The 18,211-nt window shown below is 61.0% G+C and carries 19 protein-coding genes and 1 pseudogene; 7 read left to right on the top strand and 13 right to left on the bottom strand.

All coding sequences use genetic code 11. The features are described 5' to 3' along the window. Positions 1–68 precede the first annotated feature (68 nt). Positions 69–1,328: an N-acetylmuramoyl-L-alanine amidase gene (locus ISN39_RS05760; RefSeq protein ID WP_194729438.1), complete on the bottom strand. Its 1,260-nt coding sequence runs from the start codon at positions 1,326–1,328 to the stop codon at positions 69–71. A gap of 628 nt (positions 1,329–1,956) precedes the next feature. On the opposite strand from ISN39_RS05760, the gene ISN39_RS05755 reads away from it, so the two are divergent. After that, entirely contained in the window at positions 1,957–4,791 is a 2,835-nt protein-coding gene (locus ISN39_RS05755; protein ID WP_194729437.1) for a ribonuclease E/G, read from the top strand. A 556-nt stretch (positions 4,792–5,347) separates the two neighbouring features. Here the strand turns inward: ISN39_RS05755 and ISN39_RS05750 are convergent. Continuing rightward, a complete protein-coding gene (locus tag ISN39_RS05750) occupies positions 5,348–6,505 on the bottom strand; it encodes an aminotransferase class I/II-fold pyridoxal phosphate-dependent enzyme (RefSeq protein WP_194729436.1) in 1,158 nt (385 codons plus the stop codon). A 210-nt stretch (positions 6,506–6,715) separates the two neighbouring features. Here ISN39_RS05750 and ISN39_RS05745 point away from each other — a divergent pair, with 210 nt between their 5' ends. The 5 genes from ISN39_RS05745 to aat all read left to right on the top strand — a co-directional run bounded on the left by ISN39_RS05745 (position 6,716) and on the right by aat (position 10,529). Further along, positions 6,716–7,474, top strand: coding sequence for a DsbA family protein (locus ISN39_RS05745; RefSeq protein WP_074067501.1), 759 nt, complete (start codon positions 6,716–6,718; stop codon positions 7,472–7,474). A 143-nt stretch (positions 7,475–7,617) separates the two neighbouring features. Continuing rightward, entirely contained in the window at positions 7,618–8,055 is a 438-nt protein-coding gene (gene aroQ, locus ISN39_RS05740; protein ID WP_074067500.1) for a type II 3-dehydroquinate dehydratase, read from the top strand. Positions 8,056–8,075: 20 nt separating this feature from the next. Further along, positions 8,076–8,552: an acetyl-CoA carboxylase biotin carboxyl carrier protein gene (gene accB, locus ISN39_RS05735; protein WP_074067498.1), complete on the top strand. Its 477-nt coding sequence runs from the start codon at positions 8,076–8,078 to the stop codon at positions 8,550–8,552. 10 nt (positions 8,553–8,562) lie between these two features. After that, complete coding sequence (gene accC, locus ISN39_RS05730; protein ID WP_074067497.1) at positions 8,563–9,909, top strand: acetyl-CoA carboxylase biotin carboxylase subunit; 1,347 nt, start codon at positions 8,563–8,565, stop codon at positions 9,907–9,909. A gap of 5 nt (positions 9,910–9,914) precedes the next feature. Further along, positions 9,915–10,529 (top strand): leucyl/phenylalanyl-tRNA--protein transferase, encoded by a 615-nt coding sequence (gene aat, locus ISN39_RS05725; RefSeq protein WP_194729435.1) that lies wholly within the window; start codon positions 9,915–9,917, stop codon positions 10,527–10,529. 201 nt (positions 10,530–10,730) lie between these two features. On the opposite strand, the gene ISN39_RS05720 is transcribed toward aat, so the two are convergent. The 7 genes and pseudogenes from ISN39_RS05720 to ISN39_RS37595 form a co-directional block, all read right to left on the bottom strand. Further along, positions 10,731–11,162 carry a DUF2155 domain-containing protein gene (locus tag ISN39_RS05720; protein ID WP_194729434.1) on the bottom strand — a complete coding sequence of 144 codons (432 nt, stop codon included), beginning with the start codon at positions 11,160–11,162 and terminating at the stop codon, positions 10,731–10,733. Between the two features lie 115 nt (positions 11,163–11,277). Beyond that, complete coding sequence (locus ISN39_RS05715) at positions 11,278–11,676, bottom strand: NADH:ubiquinone oxidoreductase subunit NDUFA12 (RefSeq protein WP_194729433.1); 399 nt, start codon at positions 11,674–11,676, stop codon at positions 11,278–11,280. Positions 11,677–11,778: 102 nt separating this feature from the next. After that, positions 11,779–11,964 (bottom strand): annotated as a pseudogene (locus tag ISN39_RS05710) (GNAT family N-acetyltransferase); the annotation flags it as partial. Positions 11,965–11,988: 24 nt separating this feature from the next. After that, positions 11,989–12,492 (bottom strand): GNAT family N-acetyltransferase, encoded by a 504-nt coding sequence (locus ISN39_RS05705; protein ID WP_194729432.1) that lies wholly within the window; start codon positions 12,490–12,492, stop codon positions 11,989–11,991. 5 nt (positions 12,493–12,497) lie between these two features. Then, complete coding sequence (gatB, locus tag ISN39_RS05700) at positions 12,498–14,000, bottom strand: Asp-tRNA(Asn)/Glu-tRNA(Gln) amidotransferase subunit GatB (protein ID WP_194729431.1); 1,503 nt, start codon at positions 13,998–14,000, stop codon at positions 12,498–12,500. A gap of 81 nt (positions 14,001–14,081) precedes the next feature. Further along, on the bottom strand, positions 14,082–14,597 hold the full coding sequence (locus tag ISN39_RS05695) for a GNAT family N-acetyltransferase (RefSeq protein ID WP_183924456.1): 516 nt from the start codon (positions 14,595–14,597) through the stop codon (positions 14,082–14,084). Positions 14,598–14,618: 21 nt separating this feature from the next. Continuing rightward, positions 14,619–14,753: a hypothetical protein gene (locus ISN39_RS37595; RefSeq protein ID WP_281438307.1), complete on the bottom strand. Its 135-nt coding sequence runs from the start codon at positions 14,751–14,753 to the stop codon at positions 14,619–14,621. A 139-nt stretch (positions 14,754–14,892) separates the two neighbouring features. Between ISN39_RS37595 and ISN39_RS05690 the strand changes: the two genes are divergently transcribed. Then, a complete protein-coding gene (locus ISN39_RS05690; RefSeq protein WP_133940261.1) occupies positions 14,893–15,150 on the top strand; it encodes a YjhX family toxin in 258 nt (85 codons plus the stop codon). 56 nt (positions 15,151–15,206) lie between these two features. Here the strand turns inward: ISN39_RS05690 and ISN39_RS05685 are convergent, their stop codons facing one another. The 4 genes from ISN39_RS05685 to ISN39_RS05670 form a co-directional block, all read right to left on the bottom strand. Next, positions 15,207–15,482 carry a hypothetical protein gene (locus ISN39_RS05685; RefSeq protein WP_074067481.1) on the bottom strand — a complete coding sequence of 92 codons (276 nt, stop codon included), beginning with the start codon at positions 15,480–15,482 and terminating at the stop codon, positions 15,207–15,209. A gap of 90 nt (positions 15,483–15,572) precedes the next feature. Beyond that, positions 15,573–17,054 carry an Asp-tRNA(Asn)/Glu-tRNA(Gln) amidotransferase subunit GatA gene (gene gatA / locus ISN39_RS05680; RefSeq protein WP_194729430.1) on the bottom strand — a complete coding sequence of 494 codons (1,482 nt, stop codon included), beginning with the start codon at positions 17,052–17,054 and terminating at the stop codon, positions 15,573–15,575. A gap of 52 nt (positions 17,055–17,106) precedes the next feature. Beyond that, the gene (gatC, locus tag ISN39_RS05675; RefSeq protein ID WP_074067477.1) at positions 17,107–17,394 is read right to left on the bottom strand and encodes an Asp-tRNA(Asn)/Glu-tRNA(Gln) amidotransferase subunit GatC; all 288 of its coding nucleotides are present in this window, start codon (positions 17,392–17,394) and stop codon (positions 17,107–17,109) included. A 70-nt stretch (positions 17,395–17,464) separates the two neighbouring features. Beyond that, entirely contained in the window at positions 17,465–18,169 is a 705-nt protein-coding gene (locus ISN39_RS05670) for a metal-dependent hydrolase (RefSeq protein ID WP_074067475.1), read from the bottom strand. Positions 18,170–18,211: the final 42 nt, after the last annotated feature.

The following is an 18,211-nucleotide window of genomic DNA, read 5'->3' as shown; positions in this document are numbered from 1 at the left end:
GGGCTCCCCTGCCCCATTCACATGCTCCGCTTTGCTTTCGCCGCGGGTGTCACATCTCAGCCACGGCCTCAGCCGCCATTGGCAACCACGGAGGAGCGGTAGCGCTTGACGGCGTCGGTCAACAGCTCGGCGATCTTCACCCGCCATTTCTCGTCGAGCAGCAGCTTTTCGTCTTCCGCGTTGGAGAGGAAGCCGAGTTCGAGCAGGATCGAGGGCACATCCGGCGCCCGCAGAACCTGGAAGCCCGCATGCCGATGCGGATTGTTGATCGTACTGATCTGATCCTTGAAGGAGCCGAGCACGCTTTCGGCCAGCGAGATCGAGAAGGCCTGGGTCTCGCGGCGCGTCAGATCGAGCAGGATATCGGCCACTTCCGGCGGTTCGGCGGCGGTTTCCTTGCCGGCGATCTGATCGGACAGGTTTTCGCGCTCGGCAAGATCGGCTGCAAGCTTGTCGGAGGCCTTGTCGGAGATCGTATAAACCGTCGCGCCGCGGATATCCTTCTGCTTCAGCGTATCGGCGTGCAGCGAGATGAAGAGGCCAGCATGGTTCTGCCTGGCGATCTGCACGCGCTCGGCAAGCGACAGGAATTCATCCTCGCTGCGGGTGAGGAACGCCTTGATGCCATGCTCGCGGTTCAGCCGGTCGGTCAGCGCCTTGGCGAAGGCGAGCGTCACCTGCTTTTCCTCGGTCTTGGTATCGACGCCGATCGCGCCGGTATCGATGCCGCCATGGCCGGCGTCGACGGCGATGATGAAATCGCCGGGCTTTGCCGCCTCGGGCGCCGGCATTGCGTTCGCCGGCTGCGGACGGTCTGCCGGATCGCTCCAGGACTGCGCCTTGACGAGGGCCGTGAACTCCTCCTTGCCGGTCATCTCGGCATCGAGCACGAGGCGGTAGCCCCTGCCATCCTCGTCCGCCTGCACCTTGGCCGTCGCCAGCTTCACCGGCTTGACGGCGCTCAGCACGATGCGGGCGCTGCCTTCGTCCATCGTGCCGTAGCGGATGTCCTTGAAAAGCCCCCTCGCCGCCAGATCCTTGGCCTGGAATCCGAAAGCGGTCGCCGGCAGATCGACGACGATGCGCTCGGGATTGGCGATATAGTGGACCGAAAAACTCGGCTGCCGGTCGAAATCGATGACGACGCGGGTTCGAGCGTCGTCGCCGATGATGCGGGCGCCATAGGCAAGCAACGCCTCGGGCTTCTTCGGATCGGCGGCAAGCGCGGTGATGGCCTGGAGCGAAACCGCCACCGCTGCGAGCACGCCTACGAATCTCATCTTCCGCTTGCCGGATTCCCCCGCTGCGGGCCGCACCCTCTTAAACAATCGACCGCACACCCTATCTGTCATTGCAATGGACCTTGCGGCCTAATACACGCACCGCCCGGCTTTCAGCGCTTGTACGCCGCGCCGAATCAGGACCGTTATTTCCCCATTGTCTATGCGTTTCGAAATCCATCAATATTATGGCGCATTTGGCTTTTCCCTTGCTATTGTGACAGAGAAACCATACAACGATTTTCAGGTTAGAAAGTGTTGACGGGATAGAGTCGCCGCGCGGCTGCCAACCCCACGAGGACCTGGCGCCACAACCGGCAATCGTCCGCCGTCTTACGCGCTTCTCTCCACGGTAAACTGGATCCTGAATTTTCCGGCGTATGCGGAAACTTCATCGGTGGATAGCCACCAAACGCTCTGAGGAGCAAACTCATCGGACCCCAAGGGGTCTTAAGTATTGTCGATCTCGCTTGGTCATAATGGTTTCGCAGCAGGTTTTATCCAAAGTCTACAGGCCCCGGGAGAATGATTTCCCCGCTGTTGCCTGGCTGCTGCTGTCCCGCCCGAACCAAGCGCGACTTTCATTATCCGGCGCACCCACGTTCGACCGCATGCCCCCTGTTATCAATACAGGCGGGAATGCGCGTCTGCGGCTGCGCCGAGGAGCACACCTTACATGGCAGACAAAATGCTTATCGACGCGTCTCACGAGGAAGAGACACGTGTCGTTGTCGTTCGCGGGAACCGTATAGAAGAATTTGACTTCGAGTCGCAGCACAAGAAGCAGATACGCGGCAACATCTATCTCGCAAAAGTAACGAGGGTCGAACCCTCGCTGCAGGCCGCTTTCGTCGATTACGGCGGCAACCGGCACGGCTTCCTGGCCTTTGCCGAAATCCATCCGGACTATTACCAGATCCCGCTGGCCGACCGTCAGGCTCTGCTTCGCGCCGAGGCCGAGGAGCACCGCCGAGACGACGATGTCGAGCATGTCGAAACCGCGCCGGTGAGCGACCTGTCGACCCAGGAGCAGCCCGACATCGGCATCGTGCCGAAGAAAGAGCCGGCCGCCGAAGAGGTTTCCGAAGACGCCGCTCCGGTTGAAGCAAGCGCTCCGGCCGCCGAAGAGGCGCCGGCAAAGAAGGCCAAGCCGCGCCGCAGCCGCAAGAAGGCCGTCGAAACCACCGCAACCGAAGATGCCATCCCGACCGATGTCGAAGCACCTTCCGCCTCAGTCGTCGACAATGATGACGAAGGCCCCGTCGGCGGCAGCATGGCTGCTGCTGTCGAGACCGACTCGATCTCCGAAGACGTCGATTCCCGCCGCCGCGGCAATGACGACGATGACGACGACGACCATGAAGAGGAAGTGATCGAATCCGTCGGCGCCGAAGACGCGATGGAAGAGGTTCCGGACCGCGTACAGCGCAAGCCGCGCAAGCAGTACCGCATTCAGGAAGTCATCAAGCGCCGCCAGATCCTGCTTGTGCAGGTCGCCAAGGAAGAGCGCGGCAACAAGGGCGCGGCGCTCACCACCTATCTCTCGCTCGCAGGCCGCTACTCGGTTCTGATGCCGAACACGGCTCGCGGCGGCGGCATTTCCCGGAAGATCACCAATCCGCAGGACCGCAAGCGTCTCAAGGAAATCGCCCGGATGCTCGAAGTCCCGCAGGGCATGGGCGTCATCCTGCGCACGGCCGGCGCCAACCGCACCAAGGTCGAGGTCAAGCGCGACTTCGAATATCTGATGCGCCTGTGGGAAAACGTCCGCACGCTGACGCTCGCATCCACCGCGCCCTGCCTCGTCTACGAGGAAGGCTCGCTCATCAAGCGCTCGATCCGCGACCTCTACAACAAGGACATCAGCGAAATCATCGTTTCCGGCGAGGAAGGCTATCGTGAAGCGAAAGACTTCATGAAGATGCTGATGCCGAGCCATGCCAAGGTGGTTCAGCCCTACCGCGACATCCATCCGATCTTCTCGCGCTCCGGCATCGAGGCGCAACTCGACCGCATGCTGCAGCCGCAGGTGACGCTGAAGTCCGGCGGCTACCTGATCATGAACCAGACGGAAGCGCTCGTTTCGATCGACGTCAACTCCGGCCGCTCGACGCGTGAACATTCGATCGAGGACACCGCACTCCAGACGAATCTCGAGGCTGCCGATGAAGTCGCCCGCCAGCTTCGCCTGCGTGACCTTGCCGGTCTCATCGTCATCGACTTCATCGACATGGAAGAAAAGCGCAACAACCGCGCCGTCGAGAAGAAGCTGAAGGAATGCCTGAAGAACGACCGTGCCCGCATCCAGGTCGGCCGCATCTCGCATTTCGGCCTGCTCGAAATGTCCCGCCAGCGCATCCGCGCTTCGGTGCTTGAATCCACGACCCAGGTCTGCTCGCATTGCGGCGGTACCGGCCATGTGCGCTCGCAGTCCTCCGTCGCGCTGCATGTGCTGCGCGGCGTCGAGGAATACCTGCTGAAGAATACGACGCACGACATCACCGTGCGCACCACGCCGGAAATCGCGCTCTACCTGCTCAACCACAAGCGCCAGTCGATCGTCGATTATGAAACCCGCTTCGGCGTCGCAATTGTCGTCGATGCCGATAGCGCAGTCGGCTCGCAACATTTCGCGATCGATCGGGGCGAACCGGTCGAAAATCCGGTCAAGATCGAAACCCTCTTCAACTTCGCAGCCATCCCTGACGATGACGACGAAGATATCGTCATCGAGACGGAGGAGGAAGAAGACGAGGAGCTTGAAGAAAAGCCCGCAGCCGCCGAGCGCGCGCCCCAGCCGCGCGCCGAAGGTGATGGCGAAGGCGGCCGCAAGCGCAAGCGCCGCCGCCGCCGCCGTGGCCGCAATGGTGCCGGTGAGCAGATCGCCGCCCAGGAGACCGTTTCCGGCGAAACCGGCAACGAGGATGAAGGCGACGAGGAGGGTAGCGAGGGCGATGATACAGCCGCAGCAACCTCCGAAACGGGGGCTGAAAGCGAAGAATCCCAGCGCCGCAAACGCCGGCGCCGCGGCAAACGTGGCGGCCGCCGCAACCGCGAGGAAGGCGAAGAACTGAGCGCCGGCGCGGAAGCCGTCGACGAAAACGCCGCTGATGCCGGGGATGGCACCGAGGCCGAAACGCAGGCTGAGATCGTCGAGGCCGTTGCCGAAGAAGCCGCCGATGGCCAGCCGGCAATGGCAGCCGTCGAGTCCGGCGCATTTGTCACGGAAGCAAAGCCCGCCAAGGGCCGCAGCCGCCGCAAGGCCGCCGCGTCTCCCGTCGAAGAACCGGTTGCCGAAGCCGTACCTGCGGAAGCCGAAACGGCCGAAGCCTACGCCGATCTCGCGACTCCGGCAGAGGACGAAGCCAAGCCGGTCCGCGCCAACCGCGAATCGAACATCTCCTCTTCGGCGACCCCGACGGTCAAATCCACGCGCAGCGAGCCCGCCGAGGCCGACAATGACGGCAAGCCAAAAAAAGCCGGCTGGTGGCAACGCCGCGGCTTCTTCTGAGACGCCGACCCAGGATCATGAAGCGACAATCCGGCTGCGGCAACGCGGCCGGATTTTTTTATCCGCTCGTCTGGTTGCGCGAAGGATGTAGCAAGAGGCTCTGGCGAGGTTTGGCAGTTTGTAAAATCTTGCCCTTGGCACTTGGCCAAGGCTTAGGTTTTATTGGTAAGGGGAACGCTACCCGCAGAAATGATCGCCTCTGGGCGGCGGTCGGACAGAAAATTCCGGGCCGGGTGTTACCGGACATGTCTGTGAGACACACAGACAGACCCCGCCAGGAAAGTGCGGCCGTTCATCCCAAAGCCTTGCGCTCCAACGAGGCGCCGGTATCCGAGAGAGAGACCGAGTTGCCGATAAAAATCGCCGAAGGGGAGGTGGGAAGCCCCATGTCCTTCACTTCAACGCGGGAAATTCCAGCCCCGTCCGAGTGGAACGCAAGATGCAAGACGCGGGGTGAAACCCACCGCGTGAACACGAGACCATGATTGCGAATATTTTGATTCAAGTACTTTCAAAAATCCTTTCGAAATCCTCGGCAAGCCTCGGAAATCAGACTCTATTTCAGCCAGACGGCAATGCGCTCCACCGCCTCGGCGATCTCGGCCTCGGAGCCCGCATAGGACATGCGCATCGTCCGGTTGCCCTCCAAGGGATCGAAGTCGAAGCCGGGTGTGGCGGCGACATCGATTTCCGCCAGCATGCGCTTGGCGAAGGCCATGCTGTCATTGGTGAAGCGGGTGACGTCGACATAGGCATAGAAGGCGCCGTCCATGGGCGAAGCGATCGAAAGCCCTATCTCGGGAAGACGCCGCATCAGGAAATCGCGGTTCCTGGCATAGCTTGCCCTATAGACATCGAGCTCCGCCGTTGCGTTGAGTGCCGCCGTTGCGGCGATCTGGGAAAGCTCTGGCGGCGAGATGTAGAGGCTTTGCGCCACGCGCTCGATCGGCCGGACCAGTCGCTCCGGCAGCACCATCCAGCCGATGCGCCAGCCGGTCATGCAATAATATTTCGAGAAGGAGTTGATGACGATCGCCTCGCCGGTCAGCTCCAGCGCGCTCGTCTCCTCGCCGGCAAATGTCAGCCCGTGGTAGATTTCGTCGGAGATGAAGGCGATCGAGTTGGCGGCGCAATAATCGGCGAGCGCCTTCAGCGCCTCCCTGCCCGTCACCGTGCCCGTCGGATTGGCCGGGCTTGCGAGCAGTACGCCTTTCAGCCTGACGCCGCCTTCCTGCTGCGCCGCCTCCAGGCTTTCCGGCGTCAGCGTGAAATGCGCCTCGGCCGTCACCGGCACTTCAATAATCTTCAAGCCGAGCGCGCCGAGGATATTGCGATAGGCCGGATAACCGGGCCTGGCGATCGCCACGGCATCGCCGGCATCGAAGAGCGAAAGAAAGGCAAGGTTGAAGCCCGCAGACGAGCCGGTGGTGACGGCGATCCGCAGCGGGTCGATGTCAAGCCCGTGCCGGTCGCGGTAGTGCTCAGCGAGCGCTTGCTTCAGGCGTGCGGTGCCGAGGGCGTCGGTATAGCCGATCCTGCCCTTGGCGAGCGCTGCGCGTGCCGCATCGAGTGCTGCCTGCGGCGCGGGATGCGAAGGCTGGCCGACCGCCATGGAAATAACCGGATGACCGCTTGCGCGCCGTCTGGTCGCCTCGGCGAGCACGTCCATGGCGTGGAAGGGTTCGACTTCGCTGCGTCTCGATATGGAAAACAAGGCTGCATATCTCCGGAAGTTCACTTGCGGCCAGACAATTGCCGCAATAATCGGCTCATCACAATCCCGCGATTGTGTCGCGCCTGCGAAAAATCCTGTTTGAGGACGGGACCATGCGCCGTAATTTGGTGCTTCGCAGTTCTACCTGTTAACACGGCGATGATAAGATGCAGCAAATATCGCGCCCCATCCGCCGTAAACGAGGATAAAATGACCTTCTTCCCGAAAGCCTTCACCGCCCTTGCGCTCGCAGCGAGCGTTGCCCTGCCCCTTCCGGCGGCAGCCCTCGATGACGCGCAGAAGAAGGAGTTCGGCGAGTTCATCAAGGAATACCTGATCCAGAACCCCGAGATCATGATTGACGTTCAAAATGCCCTGCAGAAGAAGCAGGAAGAGGCTCGCCTCGTGAAAGCCAACAGGGCGATCGAAGACAACGAGAAGGAAATCTTCGACGCGAAATACGACGCGGCCATCGGCAATCCGAAGGGCGACGTCACGATCGTCGAGTTCTTCGACTACAATTGCGGTTATTGCCGCCACGCTCTTTCAGACATGCAGACCATGCTCGAAAAAGACAAGAACGTCCGTTTCGTGCTGAAGGAACTTCCGATCCTCGGGCCGGAATCGGCTGCTGCCCACAAGGTCTCGGACGCCTTCCGCAAGCTTGCGCCTGAAAAATACGGCGAGTTCCACATCGCCCTGCTCGGCAGCGGTGGACGGGCTGATGAGGAGAAGGCTCTCGGCGTTGCGGAATCGCTCGGCGTCAGCAAGGAGCAGATCCTCGCGGAGATGAAGAAGAGCCCGAGTGACGAGAGCGTTCAGAAGACCTATCAGCTTGCCCAGAACCTCGGCATCACCGGCACACCGTCCTATGTGATCGGCAACGAGCTGGTACAGGGCGCGGTCGGCTTCGACGACCTGGAGGCCAAGGTCAAGAACATGCGCACCTGCGGCAAGACGAGCTGCTGAGGCCGCGCCCATCAATTCGCCAAAATCCAAGTGTTTCAGCCATGTGGACAAATATGGCACGTTTCGGCTGCCTTCCCCAAAGGGCTTTCAATCAAGGCATGGGGAGTCTATAGGTGGCCCTCGTGCTTTTGACGGAACATTCGATGACGCAGACCATTTTCGTCCTGAACGGACCTAACCTGAATTTGCTGGGCACCAGAGAGCCCGGCATTTACGGCGGAAAGACGCTCACGGATATCGAGACGGATTGCAAGGCGGCGGGCGGCGAACTCGGCTTGGAGATCGACTTCCGCCAGAGCAATCATGAAGGCGTCCTCATCGACTGGCTCCACGAGGCAAACGGCAAGGCGGCGGGCGTCATGCTCAATGCCGGCGCCTACACGCACACCTCGCTCGCACTGCACGATGCAATCCGCGCTATTTCCATTCCGGTGGTGGAACTCCATATCACCAACGTTCATGCTCGCGAAGAATTTCGCCACAAGTCGTTGATTGCGCCCGCTGTGAAGGGTGTCATCTGCGGTTTTGGCCCCCATAGCTATATCCTGGCGCTCCACGCGCTGAAGAACCTCACGGCATAAGAAGAAGACAGGGCACACTCATGGCTGAGACGAAAAAAGGTATCGATCAGGCGCTGATCCGCGATCTCGCAAACATCCTCAACGACACGGACCTGACGGAGATCGAGGTCGAGCAGGACGATCTGCGTATCCGCGTTTCGCGCGCCGGCAACACGCATTATGTCCAGGCGCCGATCGGTGTTCCTGCCTATGCTGCAGCCGCTTCTTCTGCAGCCGCACCGCAGCCTGCTCCCGCTGTTCCGGCCGCCGCAGTGCGTAACCCGGCCAACACCGTCAACGCTCCGATGGTCGGCACTGTCTACATGGCTCCGGCTCCCGGCGCCCGTGCCTTCATCGAAGTCGGCGCGACCGTCAAGGAAGGCCAAACGCTTCTCATCATCGAAGCAATGAAGACGATGAACCAGATCCCATCTCCGAAGTCCGGTAAGGTCACGGAGATCCTCGTCGAGGATGGTCAGCCCGTCGAATACGGCCAACTCCTCGTCGTCATCGAATAAGGCAGGCGTCATGGTCTCCAAAATCCTCATAGCCAATCGCGGGGAAATCGCGCTGCGCGTGCTGCGCGCCTGCAAGGAGCTCGGCATTCCCTGCGTCGTGGTTCACTCCACCGCCGATGCCGATGCCATGCATGTGCGCCTTGCCGACGAGAGCGTCTGCATTGGCCCGCCGCCCTCGCGCGATAGCTATCTGAACATCCATCAGATCGTTGCTGCCTGCGAAATCACCGGTGCGGATGCCGTGCATCCGGGCTATGGCTTCCTTTCGGAAAATGCCAAGTTCGCGGACATTCTCGATGCCCACGACATCACCTTCATCGGTCCGACGGCGGACCATATCCGCATCATGGGCGACAAGATCACCGCCAAGACGACCGCGCTGGAACTCGGCATCCCGGTTGTTCCAGGCTCGGACGGCGAAGTGAAGACCGAGGAAGATGCGATCAAGACGGCAGCCTTGATCGGCTATCCGGTTCTCATCAAGGCAACGGCAGGCGGCGGCGGCCGCGGCATGAAGGTCGCAAAATCCGAGGCCGACCTCATCGAGGCTTGGTCGACGGCACGCGCGGAAGCGGCGGCGGCCTTCGGCAACGACGCCGTCTACATGGAAAAGTATCTCGGCAAGCCGCGCCACATCGAAATCCAGGTGTTTGGCGACGGTGAAGGCAATGCGATCCACCTTGGCGAACGTGACTGCTCGCTACAGCGCCGTCACCAGAAAGTCTGGGAAGAGGCAAACTCTCCGGCGCTAAACGTCGAGCAGCGCATGAAGATCGGCCAGATCTGCGCCGACGCCATGAAGAAGCTGAAGTATCGCGGCGCCGGCACGATCGAATTCCTCTACGAAAACGGCGAATTCTATTTCATCGAAATGAACACCCGCCTGCAGGTGGAGCATCCGATCACCGAAGCGATCACCGGCATCGATCTCGTGCACGAGCAGATCCGCGTCGCCTCCGGCCGCGGCCTCTCCGTCACGCAGGAAGAGGTCACCTTCGAGGGTCACGCCATCGAATGCCGCATCAATGCCGAGGACCCGCGCACTTTCGTGCCTTCGCCCGGCACGATCACGCATTTCCATGCGCCGGGCGGCCTCGGTGTGCGCATCGATAGCGGCGCCTATCAGGGCTACAAGATCCCGCCCTACTATGATAGCCTCATCGGCAAGCTCATCGTGCATGGACGTACCCGCGTCGAATGCATGATGCGTCTGCGCCGTGCTCTTGACGAATTCGTCGTCGACGGCATCAAGACGACGCTACCACTGTTCCAGGATCTCGTGTCCAATCAGGATATCGCCAACGGCGACTATGATATCCACTGGCTGGAACACTACCTGGCCAACCATCCGGCATAACGGAAATGGCAGGCTCGCGCAGGAAGTCCCCAGGCATTACCCCGGAGATTCTCCTGCGCGCCTATTCCATCGGCCTCTTCCCGATGGCCGAATCCGCCGACGATCCGGAAATCTTCTGGGTCGAGCCGGAGCTTCGCGGCGTGCTGCCGCTCGACAACTTCCATGTCTCTAAAAGCCTTGCGAAGACTATCCGCAGGCAGCCCTTCGATATCCGCTTTGATCATGATTTCGACGCCGTGATCGCGGCCTGTGCCGAGGCGACCTTCGACCGTCCGAGCACCTGGATAAACCATACGATCAGATCACTCTATTCGACGCTCCACCGCATGGGCCATGCCCATTCCGTTGAAGCATGGCACGACGATCAACTGGTCGGCGGCCTCTATGGCGTCTCGCTCGGTTCCGCGTTCTTCGGCGAGAGCATGTTCTCCCGCCGCACCGATGCCTCGAAGATCTGTCTCGTTCATCTGGTTGCGCGTCTGCGCGACAGGGACTTCACCCTGCTCGACACGCAATTCACCACCGAGCATTTGAAGACCTTCGGCGCCATCGACGTGCCCAAGGACGACTATGCGGTGATGCTCGCCGCGGCGATGGATTCACCGCACCTGAAGTTTTGAGGGCTGCGGCAAGCGTCTTTCCCGCGCCGCCCGCCCTCGCCCTTTGAGGGTCGCTTCGCTCTCGCCTCAGGGTGAAGACTTCTCACGCGTCGGCGCTTGGCAAATATCGGTGCTGCCTCCATCCTCATCCTGAGGGGGAAGCTTACACGGCGTAGCCTCGAAGGACGAGGATGGCCACGACGCTGCGCATGAAATGGAACGCTACTTCGCCGCGCCTTCGGGCGCCGGCACCTCGGACTGCGCCTTGCAGTCCTTCAGCCAGACGTCATAAATCGGGTGTTCCACAGCGTTGAGGCCGGGGCTGTCTGCGAACATCCAGCCGGTGAAGATGCGGCGGATCTTTCGGTCGAGGGTGATCTCGTCGACTTCGACGAAACCGTCGATCTTCTGGGCTTCCTCCTGGTCGCGCGAATAGCAGGCCTTCGGCGTGACCTGAAGTGCGCCGAACTGCACGGTCTCGTTGACATAGACGTCGAAGGTGGTGATGCGGCCGGTGATTTTGTCGAGGCCGGAGAAGACGGCAACGGGATTGTCGATGCGTGCGGCAGACGCCGCCTGCGGCAAGAAGGAAGAACCAAGCGCCAGGGCAAACCCGGCAGCACGCAGGACATGATTCCGCGTGAAAAGCTTCATATCTACCCGTCTCCAGCGCATTTCAGATCAAGGCCGCAGCTCGTGCGACCAATCTGCGGGTAAAGGTCAATTGTGGCCAAAAGCGGGGCCGGACGGCTCGCTTGGCAGAGCGACATCAGTTGCCGGGCGTCCAGGCGTCGTAGTCGCCGGTCACCCGCGGGCGTTCGCCGGCAACGGCAAGCGAGCCCGGCGGGCGGTACGCCTGCGGAGAGCCGGTGTGGTTGGGACGGTGCGTCTTTTGCCATTCCTTGGCGACGTAGTTTTCCTTCGACGGCGGAACATCGGTGCGGTGGTGCATCCAGCCGTGCCAGCCCGGGGGGATGGCGGAGGCTTCGGCATATCCCTTGTAGATCACCCAGCGCTTCGGCAGGCCATAGGAGGACATGCCGCCTTCATAGTAGACGTTGCCGAATTCATCCTCACCGACGCGCTTGCCGAAACGCCAGGTCGCAAAACGCGTGCCCAACGTCTGGCCGTTCCACCAGGTGAAGATTTGCAAAAGAAGGTTCTTCATGTCTTTTCCTTGTGCTTGCCGAAGGCGAGCGGGACTGGAATTCGTTCTTCGCTTATGCCGCCGGAACGCTGGATTGTCCAGCGATTCCCATCGGGCGAAACCTCATTTCAGGGCCATCTTGGAGCCCAAATGCGACGGCTTGAAACTGAGGCGCTTGGAGAAACGATGCGCATCCCGGCGCTTGGCGTTGGAGATCAATTGCAGATGCGAAAGGCCGCGGCCTTTTGCCTCGCCGACGTAGAATTCGATCATCTGCGCACCGATTCCGTTGCCGCGCATGTCGCCACGTCAACTTTGGCCATCGTTGCCGGTTCAATGGGGTTCGAGCTGCTTTTCAAGGATCAGCGTCGCGATCCCGGATTGGCCCGGTCCGTCGTTTTCGTTGCGGCCTGCGTCGGCAAAACCGTGCGCGTGATAGAAGGCAATCGCCTTTTCGTTCCTTGGCTCGACCTCCAGACGCATGATCTCTGCATCAGGAAAGCAGGTCTCGAGCTCGGCGAAGATTTGGCGTCCGATGCCCTGGCGATGCAGCGACGGCCGCACGTAAAGCAAATGCAGCATAACCGTCTTCGTCCTCTCGTCCGACATGGCGGCATAGCCAATGCCGCCCACGGCCTTGCCGTTGTCGGCGACGAGGAATTCCGCGTTCTTCTTCGCCAGCCGCGCCTGGAGCGCTGCCGGAGAAAACAGGTGCGCGATCAGCTCGCTCACCTTCGCCTCGCCATAGAGATCGGCATAGGCGGAACGAAACGCCTCGACCAGCAGGGCCCGGACCTTGTCGAGGTCCCGCTCGCTTGCCGTGCGCACGAAATACACGGTCCCTACTCCTCGATTCCGAGCTTGGCCTTGACGAGCGCCTGGACGGCCTGCGGATTGGCCTTGCCGCCGGTTGCCTTCATCACCTGGCCGACGAACCAGCCGGCAAGCGTCGGCTTTGCCTGAACCTTGGCCACCTGATCCGGGTTGGCGGCGATGATCTCGTCGACGGCCTTTTCGATGGCGCCGGTATCGGTCACCTGCTTCATGCCGCGGGCCTCGACGATCTCAACCGGATCGCCGCCTTCGTTGAGCACGATCTCGAAGAGGTCCTTGGCAATCTTGCCGGAGATGGTCTCGGCCTTAATGAGATCGATGATCGCGCCCAGCTGAGCCGGCGAAACCGGCGTCTCTTCGATGTCCTCGCCGGTCCTGTTCAAGGCGCCGAGCAGGTCGTTGATGACCCAGTTTGCAGCCGTCTTGCCGTCGCGGCCTTCGGCCACGGCCTCGAAATAATCGGCAATCGCCTTTTCGGAGACCAGCACCGAAGCGTCGTAGACCGAAAGGCCGAGTTCGCGGACGAAGCGCTCCTTCTTGTCGTCCGGCAGCTCCGGCAGGTGGGCTGCAAGATCCTTGATGAAGCCATCGTCGAATTCGAGCGGCAGCAGGTCCGGATCGGGGAAGTAGCGATAATCATGCGCTTCTTCCTTGGAACGCATGGAGCGCGTTTCGCCCTTGTTCGCGTCGAAAAGGCGGGTTTCCTGATCGATCGTACCGCCGTCCTCCAGGATGCCGATCTGGCGGCGGGCTTCGTATTCGATCGCCTGGCCGATGAAGCGGATGGAATTGACGTTCTTGATCTCGCAGCGCGTGCCGAAGGGCTCGCCAGGGCGGCGGACGGAGACGTTGACGTCGGCGCGCATCGAGCCTTCGTCCATGTTGCCGTCGCAGGTGCCGAGATATCGCACGATCGAGCGGAGCTTCGTCATGTAGGCCTTCGCCTCGTCCGACGAGCGCATATCGGGCTTCGAGACGATTTCCATCAGCGCGACGCCGGAGCGGTTGAGGTCGACGTAGGACATCGTCGCATGCTGGTCGTGCATCGACTTGCCGGCATCCTGTTCCAGATGCAGGCGCTCGATGCCGATCTCGATATCCTCGAACTGGCCTTGGCGGTCAGGACCAAGCGAAATGACGATCGTGCCTTCGCCGACGATCGGATCCTTGTACTGCGAGATCTGATAGCCCTGCGGCAGGTCGGGATAGAAATAGTTCTTGCGGTCGAAGACCGAACGTTTGTTGATCTGAGCCTTCAGACCGAGGCCGGTGCGCACCGCCTGCTTGACGCATTCCTCGTTGATGACCGGCAGCATGCCGGGCATGGCAGCATCGACGAGCGAGACGTTCGAATTTTGCGGCTTGCCGAATTCCGTCGAGGCGCCGGAGAAGAGCTTCGCATTCGACAGCACCTGCGCATGGACTTCCATGCCGATGATGACTTCCCAATCGCCGGTGGCGCCGGGAATGAAGCGTTTCGGATCAGGCGTGCGAACGTCGACAATGGTCATTTGATGCTCTTTGGAGGCTGTTCTTTTCAACTGGTGAGGTAAAGGAAATGGTCTGCCGGTGCAAGGCTTTCGGCACGTCAGTCAGAAGCTAGAGCCAGGCCCGTAACTGCCGTCGCCCTCGGTTTCCAGGTCCTTCGCCAATCCGACCGATGGTACGTCGCGGTCGAGCTTCGGATTATAGGCGATTGAAAGCCAGTGGATGGCGTAACCGTGCTTCTGGAAAAAGCTGATCGCCTCGGTATTTCCCGAATGCGTCTGCATTGCAGCCTTCGCGAAACCCTGCTCGGCAATGTCCTTTTCGATCTCTTCCAGGAGCGCAGAGCCGAGGCCCTGGCGAGTATAGGCCGGATCGATCCAGAAATCGGATATTGTCTCGTCCAGGTGCTCGCGCGCCGCCCAGCCGGCAACGATACCGTTGAGCTCGATCACCGTGATCGTCAGCCATGTGCCTTGCGTAAAATTGACGAAGGCACTGCGCGCCGCATCCAGCAGCGCGTCCGACTCGCCCATTGCCGTCATCGCCTTTTGCCAGGCTCTGAGGCCGATCTCACTCAAAAGGTCCGCTTCGCCCTCGCGGGCATTGCGAATGTGGATCAATGGCACCTCCGCTCAACGCTTTCAGTAGAACACCGAATCGGTGGTTTTTCCAATGATTTGCGCGCTCGCGCCATCGTTATCAGCCGATTTTCGCAAGCCCGGCGCCTGCTTGACCTCCTGTTCGAGGCGAGCTACCAAGTCCTTATGTTGAGCCATTCTCAGACCCGCTAAAGGCCCTGCCTGCAAGCCTGCTTGCGCGCATGGGCCAGAAAAAAACGAAGCCCCGACGCTCGCCTCGAACGCCGGATCGTTTTTTTACGCGCTTTTTCGGCGCGAAGACCGGATCAACATTCAAATGGACATTTCCCGCACGGAGCAGCGCATCCTGCACCTATTGGCCCAGGGCGGCCGCATCGAAATCACACGCGACGAAAAGAAAAAGATCGAAAAACTGCAGCTCTATACCCGCGAAGGCTGGGTATTCTCCGGCCTTGACCTGATCACCTTCCGCAAACTCAAACAGAAGAAGGCGATCAAATCTTCGAGCGGTAAGCCCTACCGCATCACGGAGCGCGGTTTGGTGCTGGTAAGAGCCGAGCAGGATAATCGATAGTTTCGCAGCATCATCCAAGCCGCGTGTCGTTTCGGCGCGCGGCCTTGGCGGCGATGTCAGAGCTGCGCCGAAAGCTCGGCCCTCATCGCCGACCACTCTTCAGCCACGGTACCGGCTGCGCGCTTCTTACCCGCGCGTCGGTACCAGTAATCAGCATTCCAGTCGTCGCCTTCGATGCGATGGCAAAGGGCATGACCCCAGTCGAAGGGCTTTTCACCCTCGTGGGCCTGGCAGATCTCGTGCACGGCCTGCCAGTCTGCGCCCATGTGAAAACCGCCGGCCGCGAGACGATCGAATGCCTGGATCAACGGCGCGAGATCTGTCTTGTCCATGAAGCCCCCTCGCGCCGCAGCTATTGACGACTGAGTACCATCTCAAGATGCATCTTATCGGAAGCCGTCATCTTGCAGATGATGAGCCCGTTACCACCACTTCGCCGGCGTGAACTTGCCCGCGGCCTGTTCGATGACATGCGCGGTCTTGAAGAGGGTCTCTTCATCGAAGGGCTTGCCGATGAGCTGGAGGCCGAGCGGCAGGCCTTTGTGGTCGAGGCCGGCAGGCACGGCGATGCCCGGGAGGCCCGCCATGTTGACCGTCACGGTGAAGATGTCGTTCAAGTACATCTTGACCGGGTCGGAGGCGAGGTTCTCGTCGGCGATGCCGAAGGCCGAGGACGGGGTGGCGGGCGTCAGGATAGCGTCGACGCCGGCGTCGAAGGCGAGTTCGAAGTCGCGCTTGATCAGCGTGCGGACCTTCTGGGCGCGCAGGTAATAGGCGTCGTAGTAGCCGGCCGACAGCACGTAGGTGCCGATCATGATGCGGCGTTTGACTTCCTTGCCGAAGCCCGCGGCGCGGGTCTTCTCGTACATGTCGACGATATCCTTGCCGTCGACGCGCAAGCCGTAGCGCACGCCGTCGTAGCGGGCGAGGTTCGAGGAGGCTTCGGCCGGAGCCACGATGTAATAGGCCGGCAGCGCGTATTTGGTATGCGGCAGCGAGATGTTGACGATCTCGGCGCCGGCGTCCTTCAGCCAGGCGATGCCCTGCTGCCAGAGGGTCTCGATTTCTTCCGGCATGCCGTCGACGCGGTATTCGTTCGGAATGCCAATCTTCATGCCCTTCAGCGACTTGCCGAGCGAGGCTTCGTAATCCGGCACCGGCAGGTCGACGGAGGTCGTATCCTTCGCATCGACACTTGCCATCGACTTCAACAGGATCGCGGCATCGCGCACGTCGCGGGCGATCGGACCGGCCTGATCGAGCGAGGATGCGAAGGCGACCGTGCCCCAGCGCGAGCAGCGGCCATAGGTCGGCTTGATGCCGACGGTGCCGGTGAAGGCGGCCGGCTGGCGGATCGAACCGCCGGTATCGGTGGCGGTGGCGCCGGCGCAAAGATGGGCCGCAACCGCCGCCGCCGAGCCGCCGGAAGAGCCGCCCGGAACGAGCTGCTGGTTCGAGCCCGCCGCACGCCACGGATTGATGACCGCGCCGTAGTGCGAGGTCTCGTTGGAGGAGCCCATGGCGAACTCGTCCATGTTCAGCTTGCCGAGCATGACGGCGCCGTCGTCCCAAAGGTTCTGGGTGACGGTCGATTCGTAACGCGGCTCGAAGCCGTCGAGGATGTGGCTGCAGGCCTGGGTGTGGACGCCAACGGTCGCAAAGAGGTCCTTGATGCCGAGGGGGATTCCTTCGAGATCGCCGGCCTGGCCTGCGGCGATGCGCTCGTCGGATTTCTTCGCCATGATGCGGGCGAGATCGGGCGTGACTTTGATATAGGCTTTCAGCCGGTCATTGGCCGCATCGATAGCCGAAATATAGGCTTCCGTCAGTTCGGTCGCGGTGATCTCCTTGGCGCGCAGCTTCTCGCGGGATTCGGCAATGGTCAGGCTGGTGAGTTTGCTCATCGTGTTCGCTCGGATTCTTGAATTGGCAACGGGGTCGGAAAAAGCGCTGGGCTTATTCGACGACTTTCGGCACCAGGAAGAAATTGTGGTCGCTGACCGGCGCATTGGCGACGATGTCCTCGGCCTTGCTGCCGTCGGTGACCTCGTCCTTCCGCTTTTTCATCGCCATCGGCGTGACGGAGGTCATCGGCTCGACGCCTTCGACATTCACCTCGGAAAGCTGCTCGACGAAACCGAGGATGCCATTCAGCTCGCCGACCATGCGATTTGCCTCTTCTTCCGAAACGGCAATACGGGCAAGGTGCGCGACGCGCTTAACGGTGGCAAGATCGACGGACATGGCATTCTCCGAATGGGAAATTTCCCACCCGCTATAAAGGCCATATCCGCCCAGTGCAACGGCGTTTTGCTTAGATGGACAGCGTCTCGCCCTGCTTCGGCGTCTTCACCTGCGTCTTCGAGCCTTCCATGCCGGAGACGAATTTTTCCGGCGTCTGGTCGATGATCGGGAAGGTGCCGTAGTGGCAGGGGATTGCGGTCTTGAAGTTGAAGTAACGCCGGCAGGCGAGTGCTGCGACGGCACCGCCCATGGTGAAACGGTCGCCGATCGGCACGATGCCGATGTCCGGCTGGTGCAGTTCATTGAGGAGCGCCATGTCGGAGAAGATGTCGGTATCGCCCATATGAAGCAGGCTCGCCTCGTCGTCGAAATGCAGCATCAGGCCATTCGGATTGCCGAGCGAATGGGAGACGCCATCCTCGGTGATCTGGGCGGAGGAGTGCAGCGCATTGGTGAAGGTGGCGGTGAAACTTCCGAGCGAAACCGTGCCGCCCGTGTTGCCCATCTCGACCCTCTCGACGCCTTTGGAGCCGAGCCAGGCGGCGAGGTCTGCATTGGCGAGCACAACGGCTCCCGTCTCGCGGGCAAGCGAAATGGTATCGCCGACATGGTCGCCATGGCCGTGCGTCAGGAGGATATGGGTGATGCCGCTCGCAACCTGCTTAATGTCCTGACCGGCGAAGGACGGGTTGTGGGTGAGAAACGGGTCAATCAGTATCTTTGCCGCATTCGTCTCGATGCGGAAGGCGGAATGGCCGAGCCAGGTGATCTTCATGGAATCGCTCCTTAATACGTGATGCAAAAGCGGAATTGGATG

This window comes from Rhizobium sp. 007 (assembly GCF_015353075.1).
Taxonomy (GTDB): Bacteria; Pseudomonadota; Alphaproteobacteria; order Rhizobiales; family Rhizobiaceae; genus Rhizobium.
The sequence above is the reverse complement of the archived record's forward strand: the minus strand, read 5'-3'. Positions and strand labels throughout refer to the sequence as shown.